This is a genomic window from Hymenobacter latericoloratus (assembly GCF_014199535.1).
GTDB classification, from domain to species: Bacteria; Bacteroidota; Bacteroidia; order Cytophagales; family Hymenobacteraceae; genus Hymenobacter; species Hymenobacter latericoloratus.
Map to the genome: position 1 here is coordinate 1238542 of NZ_JACHNV010000001.1, position 14905 is coordinate 1253446.

13 protein-coding genes are annotated in these 14905 nt (G+C 60.8%); 7 read left to right on the forward strand and 6 right to left on the reverse strand.

Features of this window, described 5'->3' with window-relative positions; translation table 11 throughout:
* Positions 1-55 precede the first annotated feature (55 nt).
* The 3 genes from GGU46_RS05370 to GGU46_RS05380 all read left to right on the forward strand — a co-directional run bounded on the left by GGU46_RS05370 (position 56) and on the right by GGU46_RS05380 (position 1434).
* On the forward strand, positions 56-397 hold the full coding sequence (locus tag GGU46_RS05370; RefSeq protein ID WP_183402487.1) for a hypothetical protein: 342 nt from the start codon (positions 56-58) through the stop codon (positions 395-397).
* Between the two features lie 86 nt (positions 398-483).
* Positions 484-870 carry a hypothetical protein gene (locus GGU46_RS05375; RefSeq protein WP_183402488.1) on the forward strand — a complete coding sequence of 129 codons (387 nt, stop codon included), beginning with the start codon at positions 484-486 and terminating at the stop codon, positions 868-870.
* Between the two features lie 189 nt (positions 871-1059).
* Positions 1060-1434, forward strand: coding sequence for a hypothetical protein (locus GGU46_RS05380; protein ID WP_183402489.1), 375 nt, complete (start codon positions 1060-1062; stop codon positions 1432-1434).
* Positions 1435-1519: 85 nt separating this feature from the next.
* Here the strand turns inward: GGU46_RS05380 and ggt are convergent, their stop codons facing one another.
* Entirely contained in the window at positions 1520-3250 is a 1731-nt protein-coding gene (gene ggt / locus GGU46_RS05385) for a gamma-glutamyltransferase (protein ID WP_183402490.1), read from the reverse strand.
* A gap of 306 nt (positions 3251-3556) precedes the next feature.
* Here ggt and GGU46_RS05390 point away from each other — a divergent pair, with 306 nt between their 5' ends.
* Entirely contained in the window at positions 3557-5605 is a 2049-nt protein-coding gene (locus GGU46_RS05390; protein WP_183402491.1) for an alpha amylase C-terminal domain-containing protein, read from the forward strand.
* Between the two features lie 165 nt (positions 5606-5770).
* On the opposite strand, the gene GGU46_RS05395 is transcribed toward GGU46_RS05390, so the two are convergent.
* The 3 genes from GGU46_RS05395 to GGU46_RS05405 are packed head-to-tail and all read right to left on the reverse strand — an operon-like array spanning position 5771 to position 8106.
* Entirely contained in the window at positions 5771-6457 is a 687-nt protein-coding gene (locus tag GGU46_RS05395) for an REP-associated tyrosine transposase (RefSeq protein WP_246398584.1), read from the reverse strand.
* 54 nt (positions 6458-6511) lie between these two features.
* Positions 6512-6994 carry a YdeI/OmpD-associated family protein gene (locus GGU46_RS05400; protein WP_183402492.1) on the reverse strand — a complete coding sequence of 161 codons (483 nt, stop codon included), beginning with the start codon at positions 6992-6994 and terminating at the stop codon, positions 6512-6514.
* Positions 6991-8106, reverse strand: a complete 1116-nt coding sequence (locus tag GGU46_RS05405; RefSeq protein WP_183402493.1) for a glycosyltransferase — start codon at positions 8104-8106, stop codon at positions 6991-6993. Before GGU46_RS05405 ends, GGU46_RS05400 begins: the two co-directional genes overlap by 4 nt.
* Positions 8107-8313: 207 nt before the next feature.
* Between GGU46_RS05405 and GGU46_RS05410 the strand changes: the two genes are divergently transcribed.
* The 3 genes from GGU46_RS05410 (at position 8314) to GGU46_RS22560 (ending at position 12502) form a co-directional block, all read left to right on the forward strand.
* Complete coding sequence (locus GGU46_RS05410; protein WP_246398582.1) at positions 8314-10746, forward strand: glycoside hydrolase family 31 protein; 2433 nt, start codon at positions 8314-8316, stop codon at positions 10744-10746.
* Positions 10747-11408: 662 nt separating this feature from the next.
* Positions 11409-11891, forward strand: a complete 483-nt coding sequence (locus tag GGU46_RS05415) for a hypothetical protein (protein WP_183402494.1) — start codon at positions 11409-11411, stop codon at positions 11889-11891.
* A 2-nt stretch (positions 11892-11893) separates the two neighbouring features.
* Positions 11894-12502 carry an outer membrane beta-barrel protein gene (locus tag GGU46_RS22560; protein ID WP_183402495.1) on the forward strand — a complete coding sequence of 203 codons (609 nt, stop codon included), beginning with the start codon at positions 11894-11896 and terminating at the stop codon, positions 12500-12502.
* A gap of 130 nt (positions 12503-12632) precedes the next feature.
* Here GGU46_RS22560 and GGU46_RS05425 read toward each other — a convergent pair whose 3' ends face one another.
* Together GGU46_RS05425 and GGU46_RS05430 are read right to left on the reverse strand one after the other, a co-directional pair.
* The gene (locus tag GGU46_RS05425; RefSeq protein ID WP_183402496.1) at positions 12633-13790 is read right to left on the reverse strand and encodes an esterase/lipase family protein; all 1158 of its coding nucleotides are present in this window, start codon (positions 13788-13790) and stop codon (positions 12633-12635) included.
* 156 nt (positions 13791-13946) lie between these two features.
* A complete protein-coding gene (locus GGU46_RS05430) occupies positions 13947-14873 on the reverse strand; it encodes a T9SS type A sorting domain-containing protein (RefSeq protein WP_183402497.1) in 927 nt (308 codons plus the stop codon).
* Positions 14874-14905 lie beyond the last annotated feature (32 nt).

Genomic DNA, 14905 nt, shown 5'->3' on the forward strand with positions numbered 1-14905 from the left:
CCGCCGCTGGCGTACAGTTCTCCTACCTACCTCATTCTTCCCAACTCCCTGCGTTATGAACCACGCCGACCGCATCGAAGAAACCATTGAGGGCATCTACCATGCCCTGGAGCAACACAGCAACCACCCCGTAGATGCCGGCCTGGGCCACATCGACAGCTGGATTCAGGCCCTCGATGGCCTCGGGGGCTCGGCCCTTACCGGCCTGCAAACCGAGCTGCGCAATCTGCGCACCTTCGTGGAGCGCGACGACCGCCCGGCCATGGCCAACTCCCTGCAGCTGCTGGGTCAGCAAACCTCCCTCATGGCCCGCGACATGCACGATGGGGTAGGCGACCACCTGCGCCACCTGGGCCAGGTACTGATTACGGCCGCCGGCAACCTGAAAGTATCCTAGCCAACTTCTCTGCCTTGGTTAGCAGCCTCGCCCAGCGGGCGGGGCTGTTTTTTCATCCGGGGCGTAGTACCCAAAATCCCTTTCCTATGACACCTGATTCATCCGCTTCGGGCCAGAGCCACGCCCCTGGCTCCGTGCTGGCGGGCAGCCAAACTCACCTCGAAGCTACCCTGCACGCCCTGCAAACCGACCATCTGCCCAACCTGCGTCCGGCGGCCGGCGACAACCTCTACCGCTGGATGCACCTGCTCCAGACCGTGGAAGGCGACCGGTTTGCCCCGCTTGTTGCCGAATTGCAGAACCTGTACAATGCCATCGGACACGACGGCCCTCCTGATGGCTCCCTGATTAAGCAAAGCCTGCAAAACCTTGCCGCACTTACCACTCAGGCCGCCACTAGTGCTGACGCTGGTTCCCAGGCTAAGCTGGTGCAGTTAGCAGAGGCCCTCCGGGCGGCAGCCGCTACGCTCTAGCAGCACTGCGTCCCAGATTGAGGGTAGGCGCGAAGTTGTAAACCGGGCCGGAAAATGCTTTTGCAAGTCGGTGAGCCGAGGGCTAAGCCGGGCCACAAACCAAATGTTGTACGGGCTCCGTTGCCAACCCTGCACGTAAGGAGGTAGTAAACAAGAAGATTCCTGTTGTTTCACCCAACTTCCTACCCCATGTCCGTATCCCATTCTGCCAGCGCCGACCAACTGGAAGCCACGCTCCGCATTCTTCGCAGTGAAGATGTAACCCAAGTGCTGCCCCGGGCCACTGAAAACATCGACGGCTGGATTCAGATGCTGCGCGCCTCTGGCGAAACCGCTCATGCCACCATTGCCGCTGACCTGGTAAGGCTAAAAGGCTTTCTGGCCGGTACCGACCCAAACCCCATCAGCGACGTGCTGCAAACCCTGGCCGAGCACATCCACAGCTTCGTGGATGACGCCAATCCGCGCTTCATCGAGTCCCTGGACCAACTCTCCAAGCAGCTCACTGATGTGGCCCGCAACCTGCAAACCGCCCGCGACGCGCAGCAAGAGCAATTAAGTTGACTTGCCTACCGAGTATGAACAGAAAAGGCCCCGCAATGTGCGGGGCCTTTTCTGTTCGTGTATTCTCAAGTCGCGCCAAAAGAGGTTAGTACCCTTGGGCTGAATCATCGCCGCGCGGGTCGGCGCCGCCCTCCAGCTTACCGCCGGGCAGCACCCGAATTGCCTCCACCCGGCCCCAGGGGGCGCGCGGGTTCAGGCGGTAGCCACGGGCCTGCAGTGTGTCCTGGGCGGCGGGCCGCAGGGCGCCTGCTTCCACGTCAATCTGGTCGGGGAGCCACTGGTGGTGGAGGCGGGGGGCGCCTACGGCCTGCTGAGCATTCATGCCGTAATCAACGGTGTTGAGGATGGCCTGCAGTACGCTGGTAATGATGGTGCTGCCGCCGGGCGTACCCACTACTAGGGCCACTTCCTTATTTTTAGTCAGGATGGCGGGCGTCATGGAGGACAGCATGCGCTTGCCGGGCGCAATGGCGTTGGCCGCGCCGCCTACCAGCCCGTAGGCATTGGGCGTGCCGGGCTTGCTGCTGAAATCATCCATCTCATTGTTGAGCAGAAAGCCGGCCCCGGCTACCACCACCTTGCTGCCATAAGCCCCGTTGAGGGTAGTGGTGCAGCTTACGGCGTTGCCCTGGGCATCCACAATGTTGTAGTGCGTCGTCTGGTCCGACTCGTAAGCGGGCAGGCCCGCGCCGGCCGCTATCTGGGCGCTGGGCGTAGCCCGGTAGGGTAGGGTAGAGGCCATGCGCTGCTTGTTGTAAGGCTTTTCGAGCAGCTGGGCCACCGGCACCCGCCCGAAGTCCGGGTCGCCGAGGTAGGTAGCCCGGTCGGCGTACACGCGACGCTGGGCTTCGGTAATCCAATGCGTGGCCTGGGGCGAGTGCCAGCCGGCTTTGCCCAGGTTGTAAGGCTCCAGCATCTGCAGCATCTGTAGCAGCGCCACCCCGCCGGAGCTGGGCGGCGGAAAGGTTAGCACCTCGTAGCCCCGGTACTGGCCGTGCAAAGGCGTGCGCCACTTGGGTTGGTAGTTGGCTAGATCCTGCTTGCTGATGATGCCCTTGCCCCGCTGCATTTCGGCTGCAATCAGGTTGGCCGTTTCGCCTTCGTAGAACCCCGCCCGGCCCTGGTCGCGGATGCGTTCCAGGGTGCGAGCCAGCTCCGCCTGCACGAAGTTTTCGCCGGCTTTCCATTCGCCCTGGGTGCGGAGTAGGGCGGCGCTCTGGTTTACCTTAAGAAACGTGTCGCGGGTGCGGTTCAGGCCGGCGGCTTCTTTTTCCGTCAGCACCACGCCTTTCGCCGCCAGGTCCACGGCGGGCTGCACCACGTCTTTCCAGGGTAGCTTGCCCAGCTTCTGGTGCAGCTCCACCATGCCCGCCACGGTGCCCGGCACACCCGCCGCTAGGTGGCCCAGGGTGCTGAGGTCCGGAATTACGTTGCCCTGCTGGTCCAGGTACATGTCGCGGGTAGCAGCCGCAGGAGCAGTTTCCCGAAAGTCGAGAGCTCCTTCGCGGCCATCGGCCCCGCGGTAGAGCAGAAAGCCCCCACCCCCAATGTTGCCCGCCACCGGAAACACCACGGCCAGCGCAAACTGCACGGCCACGGCCGCATCGTAGGCATTGCCGCCTTTGCGCAGAATGTCCACGCCCACCCGCGTAGCCTCGGGGTGCGCCGATACTACCATGGCTTTGTCGGTGATGACGGGGGTAGCGGCTGGCACCGGAGTGGCCAGCGCGGCGGACGCAGTTGGTGCGGTTGTATTCTGAGCCGTGGAGCAGGCCAGCAGGCCGGCCAGAGCCAGGGGGTAAAAAAAGCGTTTCATAGGGTAAAGGTAAAGCCGCCCGCCGACCTCTCGTTGGTCGCCCGGGGGTAGCAGCCGGCCAGGCAGGCCAACGCCGCCATGCCCCAGCTAAAATTAAAAAAACCGATGCTGGATAAGCGAAAAACACCGCCTGGCAAGTGTAAGTCGGTCAACCAGGAAAGTGCCCCGGGGCCACCTGAAATTCACGGTCAGCAGGTAAACCCCGCCATGCCGCGATGGTTTGCCGTATGAAGCCCGGCTCATCGTCCTACTGCAACTTAAACGAATCCTGTAGCTTTGGGCCCGACCGACTTGCTACCCCGTGCTATGACTCCAGACCTGCTGACCGCCGCCGACACCGCCGAACCTACCTTGCCGCTCGTGCAGCAAGACCCCTGGCTGATGCCCTATGAGCCCGTACTGCTCCAGCGCCAGCAGCGCCTGGCCCAGCGCCTCAGCGAAATTATAGCCGAGTGCGGTTCCCTGAGCCGTTTTGCCCAGGCCCATCAGCGCCTCGGCCTCAACCACGATAAACGCCGCCGCGGCTACTGGTTTCGAGAGTGGGCGCCGGCCGCCGAAGGAGTATTCCTAGTGGGTGACTTCAACGGCTGGGACCGGCAGGCTACCCCCCTCACGCGCGGCGAAGATGGAGTGTGGGAAGTGTTCCTGGCCGATAAAGACTACCAGGACCGCCTAACCCACCACTCGCTGTATAAAGTGCACATCGTAACTCCGGAGGGTGGCAAAGACCGGCTGCCGGCCATGCTGCGCCGGGCCGTGCAAAACCCCGAAACCAAGGACTTTGCCGCCCAGGTCTGGAAGCCGGAAACTTCCTTCGTCTGGACCGATCAGAAGTTTCGGGTGCCAAATTGCGTGCGGGAGCCGTTCATCTACGAGGCCCACGTAGGCATGGCCCTGGAAGAAGGAAAAGTAGGTTCCTACCTTGAGTTTGCCGAGCAAATCCTACCCCGCATTCAGCAGGAAGGCTACAACTGCCTGCAGCTGATGGCCGTGATGGAGCACCCGTACTATGGCTCCTTCGGCTACCATGTGGCTAACTTCTTTGCTGTGTCCTCGCGCTTCGGCACGCCCGAGGAGCTCAAACACCTCATCAACGAGGCCCACAACCGCGGCATTGCCGTGCTGCTGGATGTGGTGCACTCGCACGCCGTGAAAAACGAGGCCGAGGGCCTGGCCAACTTCGATGGCTCCGGCCACCAGTATTTCCACGAAGGCGCCCGCGGCGACCATCCGGGTTGGGACTCCAAGCTCTTCGACTACGGCAAGCCCGAAGTGCAGCAGTTTTTGCTCAGCAACCTGCGCTACTGGCTGGAAGAGTTCCACTTCGACGGCTTCCGTTTCGATGGCATCACCTCCATGCTCTACCACCACCACGGCGAGGGGGTAGCGTTTGGCTCCTATGACCAGTATTTCGGGCCTGATGCCGACGATGACGCCATTCTGTACCTGCAGCTGGCTACTACCCTGGTGCGGGAGGTGAAGCGCAGCGCCTTGCTGATTGCTGAGGACATGAGCGGCATGCCCGGCCTGTGCCGGCCTATTGAGGAAGGCGGCATGGGCTTCGATTATCGGCTGGGCATGGGCATTCCGGACTACTGGATTAAGCTGCTCAAGCACACCCGCGACGAAGACTGGAACCTGCACGACCTGTGGTACACGCTTACCAACCGCCGGCTGGGCGAGAAAACCGTAGCCTACGCCGAAAGTCACGACCAAGCCCTGGTAGGCGACAAAACATTGGCCCATTGGCTGCTGGACAAGGCCATTTATGAGCACATGCACAAAGACGACCCCGACCCGATTGCGGCCCGGGGCATTGCCTTGCACAAGCTCATTCGGCTCGCTACCCTTAGCTTGGGCGGCGAGGCCTACCTCAACTTTATCGGCAATGAGTTCGGCCACCCCGAGTGGGTCGATTTTCCGCGGGAGGGCAATGGCTGGAGTCACCACTTCGCCCGCCGCCAGTGGAACCTGGCCGACAACCCCGACCTGAAGTACCAGTTCCTGCTCCAGTTCGATAAGTCCATGATTAAGCTGGCGAAAACCACCCGCCTGCTGGCCGCTACCCCCGCCCGGGAGCTAAACATCGACTCTTACAATCAGGTCCTCATTTTCGAGCGGGGCGGGCTGATTTTCGTGTTCAGCTTCCACGTGGATCGTAGCGTGCCCGACTACCGCTTCTACGTGCCCCACGCCGGCCGCTACCGCATCCTACTCAACTCCGACGATGCCGAGTTCGGTGGCTTCACCCGCATCGATAACAACTACATCTACGAAACCTTTGAGGAAGATGGAGCGCACCGGCTCAGCCTCTACGTCACGAGCCGCACAGTGCTGGTACTAGGTCGGGTATAGCTAGTTGCTAACGTAAAACGGGTCTGGCGGCAGACTTCTGGCCACAGGCCAGGCGTCTGCCCGCCGGTAAATAAGGCAAGTCTCCCGACTTGCGGCCGCCGCAGGCGGCCAGCTCGCGTTAGGTTCATCCGCGCTGCATGGGGCCGCTAGCAATTCATCCGCAGTTTACAACAGCGTAACCGGCAGCAGTGCTTCCAGCCCGGCATATTGGCTGGCGCTGCTGTACAAATAATCCTCGGCCCGGTAGCAAATGCCAGCGCGCACCGGATTCTGGTGTGTATAGTGCAGCCGTTGCTGTACCATTTCCTCATTTCGCAGTTCAACTCCATGGCTGCGCTGCTGCCATATCTGCGCAGTGCTGTTGTTAGAATTGAAGCTGCCCTGACTCCGAAATATCCAGTCCAGCCAAGTGCGGCGGCTTTCTTGTTGATTAAGGTGAATGGCTTCAAAAAGCTGTCGGGAAGTATATTTCTTGAAATCACGCACTATATCAGAAAGTGCTTTTCCGTCCTCGGCCCGACAAATTAAGTGTAGGTGGTTTGTCATTAGGCAAAAGGCAAATAGCTCCAACCCTTTCCGCTGCTGACAAAAGCGCAGGCTGTCGATGACGATGTCTTTATATAGGGGCCGGGTAAAAATGTCAACCCATTCTACCACTGAGAAAGTCAGAAAATAGAGCGCCTGTTGGTCTCGAATAGAATACGCCATAAGGGGAATAGCTTTCAGATAATCGTTGAAAGCTATTCCTCTTATGGCGTATTCGCAAGGTTGCTGCCGGCTACCTAATGGCTCCTGGCGGCGCGGTACCGGGTGGCCGCCGTTGGCGGCCGCAAGTCGGGAGACTTGCCCCATTTCCCGGCGGGCAGACGCCTGGCCTGCGGCCAGAAGTCTGCCGCCAGACCCGTTTTACTGTTTGGTTTTGCGGCCGGATTGGGCTTGTTCCAGGGCATCTTCAATGCGCTGGGCGCGGGCTTCGGGCTTTTTGGTGCGGGCTACCCGTTGGGCCAGCTCTTTGCGCTGGGTGTAGGGTAGGGCATCAAAGTTTACTTGCAGGCCGGCCCGCTCCAGGGCGTATTTCAGGTCGTCGGGCAGCTCAATACCGCTGGAGTCGGTGTCGCGCTCCAGCACCACATGTACCGTGTCGGTCCAGGTTTTGTTGATGGCGTTGCGTACTTCCTTGCGGATGCTGATCATGTGCTGGCCGTCGCCCATGGGCACCAGGTTCAGCCGAATGGGAAAGCCATCGACGGTACCGCGCACGGGCAACGGGCCCTTGGTGCCGTACACCTCAGATACGCTGAAAGGAACAACCAGGAAAACGCCACTGTCAGCCCCATCCATTTCCATAGGGGCGTCGAATTCGTGGCGGAGAGGAGTTTCGGTACTCATGCAGTAGGAGAAAAAAATGGGGAGGGCAGCTGACGAACGGGTAAGCCATTGCCCAATTGGTGCAGGGTAGTATGTAAAGTTTCCGTATCGGCGGGGTCCAGAACTTGCAGGCGCGGGGCCAAGTAGGCGTAACAGCTCAGGAGCCGCTCAGCCACCTGCTCCGTGGCGGCCAGCACCACGTCGGCGCGGCGCAGGGCCAGGCGCTCCAGGGCCAGCGCCCAGCCCCGGTCGGCGGGGGTGGTGCGGTCCTGGGCCAGGCTGTGCACATGCAATACCAACGGCCGGCCGGTCTGTTGGCGGATTTCCATGGCCGCCAGCCACGTCGTCCAGTCGGCAGCATAAATCACCGAGAAGTCTTCCAGCAGGGCCCGGCGAGTGGCAAAGCGCGCGTACTGAATCACCTGAAAATTAAGGTCGGCCGCAGCGGGTTGCTCCTCGGCCAGCGAAGCCAGGGCCTCGGGCAGGGTGGCTAGTTGGGGAGGCGTAACCGGCGGGGGCGTGGGTTCGGTCGTCAGGTCGGCGGCTTCCGTCGCATCGGGCTCCACGGCTTCGCCCGCAAATTCATCCTCATTTAGCAGCAGCTCACTGGCCGAAAGCTCCGTAACCGGGGTAGGGTCCGGGGCGGCGGCAGGGGTAGGAAAGTCGGCCGAAGCTTCCATTTGCGCCGCCGCCGGGCTGGCTTCCGGCAGCACGGCTATCGTCAGATCAACCGGCAGGCTGGCACTAGCAGGGGTAGCGCCCAGGTAAGGCGCCGCCGGCGACTGCCAGGTGCCATCGGATGCGGCCAGGTAGGAAGTTGGTCCCGAATCCGCCGCTGCAACCTCCGCAGCGCCCAGGTAGGGCGCCGCCGGGCGCTGCCAGGCTCCGGGCCGCTGGTCGGGGCGCGGGCGCGGAGCTGCCGCCTCGGCTGGCGTCAGCGCGGCCAGGGCCGTAAGGCGCGTAGTGGGAAGGGTTGCGAAGGGCGGATGGGGTAGGCGGGGCACCATCACGGAAAGAGGAAGGCGCGGCGCCAGGGCCTGCACCAACGAGCGGATACCGGGCGCGGACAATTCGCCGGTCCGGGGAGCCTCATCCCAGCCAAGCAACAACACAGAAAACGGAGCGGAAATCATACGGTGGATAAATGAGCGGCGGGCAGCACGAGGTATGGCAAGGTAGAGAAAAAAGCCGCCCATCGTGCTTTTACGGCAGCTGGCCGAAAACTACGGTTGAGCCGGTTCTACGGTAGCCCGGAACATTTTTACCTTTGCCAGCTGTGTAAGGCCCAGGCCGGCACTCCCAACTGCTGCTTGCCTTCTCTCCCTAGAACCCTACCCCGTATGGCCGACAATATTCAGGAAAACAATTACATGATCAATGACCTGGCCGCGCAAGCCAGGCAGGAGTTCTACCCCGGCCGGGTAGTGCAGGCTGAGCGGCAGGGCACCGATTTTATTTTCCGCTGCGATAATGGCGTCCAGCTCAGTCTGCAGGTCATCACCGATAAGGTACTGCGCTTCCGCTACGCCACCGAGGCTGGCTTCCCCGCCGATTTCAGCTACGCCTTCCCTGAGGGCGTGCCCTCGCGCCAGGAGCTGGAGTTTCTGGAGTTCCGCGAGAAGCCCGACCACTACCGCATCACCACCGACCGCCTCATTTGCGTGGTGGACAAGGAAAATCTGCGTACCCGCGTGCTCAACCGCTCGGGCCTGGTGCTGAGCGAAGATGAGAAAGGCTTCCACTGGGAGTACGAGTACGAAACCGGCAACGACATCGTGAAGATGAGCAAGCTGGTGCAGAGCGGGGCCCACTACTACGGCCTCGGCGACAAGCCCGACAACATGAACCTGCGCGGCAAGCAGTTCACCAACTGGGGCACCGACACCTACGGCTACCAGAAAGGCTCCGACCCGCTTTACAAGAACATTCCGTTTTTCCTGGCCCTGCACCAGAAAACGGCTCACGGCATCTTCTTCGATAACACTTTCAAGGCCGGGTTTGACTTTGCGGCCGAGCGGGCCGATGTGGCCTCGTTCTGGGCCCAGGGTGGCGAGATGAACTACTATTTCATCTATGGCCCTTCGCTGCTGGAAGTAACCCAGGAGTACACCCGCCTGACCTGCCCGCCCGAGCTGCCCCCGCTGTGGGCCCTGGGCTACCACCAGTGCAAGTGGAGCTACTTCCCCGAGAGCAACGTGAAAGCCATTGCCCAGGGCTTCCGCGACCGGAAAATTCCCTGCGACGCGCTTTACCTCGACATCGACTACATGGACGGCTTCCGGTGCTTTACCTGGAGCCCTACCCATTTCCCCGAGCCCAAGCGCATGGTGCGGGAGCTGGCCGAAGATGGCTTCAAAACCATCGTCATCATCGACCCCGGCATCAAGATTGACCCCGACTATCCGGTGTACCGGGAAGGGCTTCAACACGACTACTTCTGCCGCCGCGCCGATGGCCCCCTGATGAAGGGCTCGGTGTGGCCCGGCCTCTGCAACTTCCCCGACTATACCCGCCCCGAGGTGCGCGAGTGGTGGGCCGGCCTGTTCAAAGGGCTGATTGCGGAAACCGGCGTAAAAGGCGTGTGGAACGACATGAACGAACCGGCCGTGTTCGAGAAGGGTACTTTCCCCGATGACGTGCGCTTCCACTACGAAGGCCACGCCGGCTCCCACCGCAAGGCCCACAACATCTACGGCATGCAGATGGCCCGCGCCACGGCGGCTGGCGTCAAGCAGTTCAGCTACCCCAACCGGCCCTTCACCATTACCCGCAGCACCTACTCGGGCGGGCAGCGCTACTCCTCCGCCTGGACCGGCGACAACATTGCTTCCTGGGAGCACCTGTGGCTGGCCAACATCCAGTGCCAGCGCCTGAGCATTTCGGGCTTCAGCTTTATCGGCTCCGATATCGGCGGCTTTATTGACACGCCCGACGGCGAGCTGTACGTGCGCTGGGTGGCGCTGGGAGCCTTCCACCCCTTCTTCCGGACCCACAGCTCCGGCGACCACGGCGACCAGGAGCCCTGGTCGTTCGGCGAAGAGTTCATGGCCATAGCCCGCAGCTTTATTGAGCTGCGCTACCGCCTGCTCCCCTACATGTACACCACGTTCTGGCAGTACACCCGGCAGGGCACGCCCATGCTGCGCCCCCTGGCTTTCCTCGACCAGACCGACACGGATACCTACCTGCGCATGGCCGAGTTCAGCCTCGGCGACCACCTGCTGGTGTGCCCCATTACCACGCCCGGCGCTGATGGCCGCTGGATGTACCTGCCCAAGGGCGAGTGGTTCTACTACTACACCGACGAGCTGAAAGCAGGCGGGGCCGAAGTGTGGGCTGCCGCCGACCTCACCCGGATTCCGCTGTTCATTAAGGCCGGAGCCGTGGTGCCCATGTACCCCTTAATGCAGTACGTGGGCGAGAAAACCGTGGAGGAAATCACCCTGCATGTGTACTACAAGAAGGGCACCGAAGCCAGCGTGCTCTACGAAGACGGGGGCGAAGGCTACGGCTACGAGCAAGGCCAAAGCACCACGCGCCGCTTCACGGTAACCGGCACCGACAAAGGCCTACTGATTCAGCAGCACACGGAAGGCGACTTCCAGCCCACCTGGACCACCTACCGCGTAGTGCTCCACGGCCTGCCGTTCGCCGCTACCGCCTTCAGCACCGATGGGGAGCCTGCCGAGGCCACGGAGGCAACCACCGAAACCGGCCTAACCCTGCCCGCCGTGGTAGTAAGCGCTGGCTTTACGGAACTGGCGGTAGGATAAACCTACTGATTTTCTTGCCCTGCTGAGCAGCGCCAAGGACCTCTGCTAAGGGTAATAGCCTACAGTAGAGGTCCTGGGCGCTGCTCGGAGTTGCAGGGTTTCAGGGACTTGCAACCCCAGTCGCACGTCACTACCTACAGAGTGGCCGCCCACGAAATGCGAGCTATTCGGCCACCTGTTTCCGCAGGTACTGGTACACCTCGGGGCTACTGAGCAGGGTGCCGTGGTGCAGCTGAGAATACACCCGGGTACTAATCAATAAATCGGGTGGGGCGGCGGGGTCCTGGAAGATGCGGCCCCGGGCGCTGCTCCCACCTACCAGCCCGTCGCCAAAGTAGTCGTGCAGGGCCGAGGAGGCCGTTTATGATAGACAAATGCCTGCTGAGAAAAAGATTTTGTGACCTGATATACAACCAGTATAGAGGGTTCCTATATTGGCCAACACATTCGGTGGAATGCATCCGTAGGAATTTGCGCCACTCCCATACCTATTGTTACTCAAGCTTTACAAAACGTGTAAAGCACAGTTTCACTTGCTAACACTGGCACGGAGCCTTTGTTATTATATACTTACCCATTATGAAAAAATTATCCTCTAGAGTTTTTTTGGGGGGGCACTGCTCGTAATAAGCAGTTGCATGCATGACCCGGCCATAGCGCCAGTGTCTCAGACAGCAGGGCAACGCGCAGAGAGTGCAGCCTCAGGTAAAGCTGTTACTGGTTCAGCCTGGCTACGGTTTGTGGAGCGGGTTGAACACGGTCAATTACTTGACCGCTTAGGTCAGTATGTGAGCAAAGAAGTGAGTGGCTTCGCCTCTTCAGGTCAACGAACCATGCGACCAAAATTAGAGCCGTCACAAAGGCGGATGAGTGTCGTGCGTGGTAAAAACGCTCCTGGCACTGTTTGGGGTACTTGGGAACAACCGGATTTAAACGATGGGTCTGGTGGTCGATTTATTGCCAGCTACCAGTCTAAAGATGTACGAGATGGGGGACCAATAGAGGTTGGTGTAATTGCTGGGAACAGCAGTAGTATTTCTCCTCCCATGGGTTGGATAAAAATCGATAACGTTAATGGTTATGGAGTCGATTTGAATGAAGGCGCCGGTGGAGATTATATTTATTTCTGCATCAAACGCCGTTGAACATGAAGCACATTATATTTTCATTGCTTTTCATAATACCTGGCTTAACATACGCTCAACAGGCTCCTGCTCCAAAAGCATTTGTAGGTGTGCAAGTAGCGGCGCAACGATATCAGGTCCGTTATCCGGCTACCGGAGGCAACGAAATTGGCATAGTTCCCTGGATGGCTTTTGCCGGTTACAAATTCACGCCTCGTCTAGCCGCACAACTGGGAGTTTCATATCGGAAAACTTCGCAAAATGTAGTGCCTGTTCAAGGCAGTAGTAGTGAGCGTGAAACGTACTCGCATTTGGCGCTACCCATCACGCTGCGCTGGACCCTTACCCAGAATTTGGAGCGTAGGTTTAGCTTGGACGCAGTTGGGGGAGTCGCTCTGTTGTTCTCACGGCATAAGTATCCGCTTTTCGTGGAGAGCCCCACACCAAATGTAATGGCAATGACCGAGAAGCTGACGCAGCCCTACCTGACCTTTGGGGTAGGGGCAAAGTATCGGCTTGGGAGAAGAATAGAAGCAACGGGTGATTTATTGCTCAACAAAACCACTCGCACGGGCGGAAGACTAAGCCCCTCCTTCTACACTTTGGGTCTTGGAATACGGTATGGTTTGTAGCAGGTAGCCTTTCTCTTCCTCTATAGCAAAAGAAGAGCCTCCCTGGGTGCGTCTGCACCCAGGGAGGCTCTTCTTTTGCGGCCATCCAGAAAGCTGATCGTAGCTATGGCAGCATATAAGCTGCAATAAATTAAATAGTTGATTGCCCATTATCACTCTCTAGACTGTCCCGCAAATACTGGTACACCTCGGGGCTACTGAGCAGGGTGCCGTGGTGCAGCTGAGAATACACCCGGGTACTAATCAATAAATCGGGTGGGGCGGCGGGGTCCTGGAAGATGCGGCCCCGGGCGCTGCCCCCACCTACCAGCCCGTCGCCGAAGTAGTCGTGCAGGGCCGAGGAGGCCGATTTCAGCAGGGAGCCCACCAGCACGTGGTAGCGCACCCCGGGCAGGGGCGGTACCACCGTGCGGGGCGGAAACAGGTCGTCGGCGTGCTCGTGCTGCCAGTCCTCGTCTACCAGCCGGGCAAAGCGTAGGTCCTTGATGCCATTGCTGCGCTTGTCGAGCAGCCCACTGATGGCGCGGGTAGGCCACAGGTTGATTTTGCGCAGAATCAGGGAGGTCAGGTGGCTGTTCTGCTCCAGAAACGAGCCGTCGTTGGGCACGCCCAGCAGAAACACGTCGCGCAGGCGGGGCAGCCAGCTCAGGTTTGTGCCGACAGGGTTGGCGGCCGGGACGGGGGTAGCAGCGGCGGCTTCCTGGGCGGCGTAGTAGCCGGCCGAGCGAATTACCAGTCCGCCCATGCTGTGGCCCACCAGTACCAGCTCGCCCACGGCCGCCGGAAACGTGCGCACCAGGTCCGTGAGCAGCTGCTGGAGCAGGCGGCCATTTTCGGAGATGTGCAGGCCGGAGTTGTAGCGCACATATAGGCAGTGCACGTCCAGCTCCCGCTGCAGGCGCGGCCCGAAGCGCACGTCCTCGGGCCCCTCGCCGGTTTGCCAAATGATTTCGTCGCCCATCAGGCCGTGCAGAAACACCACGGTTTTGCGGGGCCGGCCCTGGGCGTTGGGCAGCAGGCGCAGCTGTTCCACGGGCACGTCGGCTGCATGGCGGCGGAAGCTCATCCGGATGGCGCGCCGGTCGTGGCGGGCCGCCAGCTGGTCGCCGAAGGCGCCGTTGAGCACGGGCAGAGTAAAGTGCAGATTCTGCTGGCCCGTGCGGTACAGCAGCCCTACCCCTTCCAGCGGAGCCAGGGCCGCCCGGCCCACGGCTGCGGCCGCCCGCTGCCAGCGCGAGGCCGGCTCGCCGGACCCAGGCAGCGCGGCGGAATCGTCAGGTGTGGTCATGAGAGCAGAGGAAGTATAACCCCAAAAACGCGCTTCAGACCGCGAAGGTGCGAAAGTTTCAGTGGGAGACGGCCCGGGTCTGGCAAACTGTGGTGACAACAAAAAGCCCTGCCCCGGCTTGCGGCCAGCAGCAGGGCCGTAGCACCCGAAGAAAATCTAGCGAATGACAAGTTTGCGCGTGAGTACGCCAGCAGGGGTGTGCAGCTGCAGCAGGTACACGCCGCCGCGCTGTCCGCGCAAATCAACCAACCGGCCGCGGGCAGCGCTGAGCGGCGCTTTCTCCTGGCGCAGTACTACCCGGCCCGTTACGTCCGTGACGGTGAACGGGGCGGTAGAGAAGGCCGCATCCGCGAGAGAAGCCAACGAAAACTCGCCGGTGGCGCTGGGGTTGGGGTAAATCTGCAGCGCCGCCTCGGCCTCCGGGTTGCGCGTAGCCGTGATGCTGCCCGTGAGCTGGATATCATCGAGGAGCAGAGAGGTGCCGGCATGAAGTTCGTCGGCCGTACCGGAAAACGCGTCAATGCTCACGGTGTCGGGCGAGAGGCTAAGCGACTCGTATTCCAGCGGCTCGCTCACCAGGGTGTAGGTGGCCGCCGGGGGCAGAACCAGGCCTATGCCTCCGATAAGCTCGGTTTTTCGGCTTTGGTAGCGCGTCAGAACGGCCTGAATGTAGGCCTCGTCGGTGGCGGCGCCGGGGCCCGTTAGCTTGTACCAGAACTGCAGCCGGGCGGGCCGGGCCGTGTAGGGCACCCCCACGCTGGTAGGGGAGCCATTGCCCACAAACCCGAATATCGGATCCTTAAGTCCGGGCAGCAGCACCGTATTCAATGAAACGGCCAGGCTGCCCTGGCGCGCGTCCGTTGATTTGGTCACGAAACCCAGGTCGGGTAGCTCAACAGGTTCTTCCTGCTCAACCAGGTCTTCGGTGGTTACCCAGCCGCGGGGCACCTCGCGCTGCGGGTTGCGGGCCTCCCACACCTCAAAGGAATTATTCGGGTTGGGCGCCGGCGTCTGGCCCCAGGCTGCGGTGGCTCCCGCGGATAAGCCGGCGCCTACTATCAGAAAGCGTAAGAAGTGTCGCATATACGTCAGATGCTGAAGGTAATAGAAAGGAA

Excerpts from the sequence above, each read along its gene's own strand:
- GGU46_RS05370 (WP_183402487.1), top strand. The coding sequence starts at position 56 with ATGAACCACGCCGACCGCATCGAAGAAACCATTGAGGGCATCTACCAT.
- GGU46_RS05375 (WP_183402488.1), top strand. The coding sequence starts at position 484 with ATGACACCTGATTCATCCGCTTCGGGCCAGAGCCACGCCCCTGGCTCC.
- GGU46_RS05380 (WP_183402489.1), top strand. The coding sequence starts at position 1,060 with ATGTCCGTATCCCATTCTGCCAGCGCCGACCAACTGGAAGCCACGCTC.
- ggt (WP_183402490.1), bottom strand. The coding sequence starts at position 3,250 with ATGAAACGCTTTTTTTACCCCCTGGCTCTGGCCGGCCTGCTGGCCTGC.
- GGU46_RS05390 (WP_183402491.1), top strand. The coding sequence starts at position 3,557 with ATGACTCCAGACCTGCTGACCGCCGCCGACACCGCCGAACCTACCTTG.
- GGU46_RS05395 (WP_246398584.1), bottom strand. The coding sequence starts at position 6,457 with ATGGGGCAAGTCTCCCGACTTGCGGCCGCCAACGGCGGCCACCCGGTA.
- GGU46_RS05400 (WP_183402492.1), bottom strand. The coding sequence starts at position 6,994 with ATGAGTACCGAAACTCCTCTCCGCCACGAATTCGACGCCCCTATGGAA.
- GGU46_RS05405 (WP_183402493.1), bottom strand. The coding sequence starts at position 8,106 with ATGATTTCCGCTCCGTTTTCTGTGTTGTTGCTTGGCTGGGATGAGGCT.
- GGU46_RS05410 (WP_246398582.1), top strand. The coding sequence starts at position 8,314 with ATGGCCGACAATATTCAGGAAAACAATTACATGATCAATGACCTGGCC.
- GGU46_RS22560 (WP_183402495.1), top strand. The coding sequence starts at position 11,894 with ATGAAGCACATTATATTTTCATTGCTTTTCATAATACCTGGCTTAACA.
- GGU46_RS05425 (WP_183402496.1), bottom strand. The coding sequence starts at position 13,790 with ATGACCACACCTGACGATTCCGCCGCGCTGCCTGGGTCCGGCGAGCCG.
- GGU46_RS05430 (WP_183402497.1), bottom strand. The coding sequence starts at position 14,873 with ATGCGACACTTCTTACGCTTTCTGATAGTAGGCGCCGGCTTATCCGCG.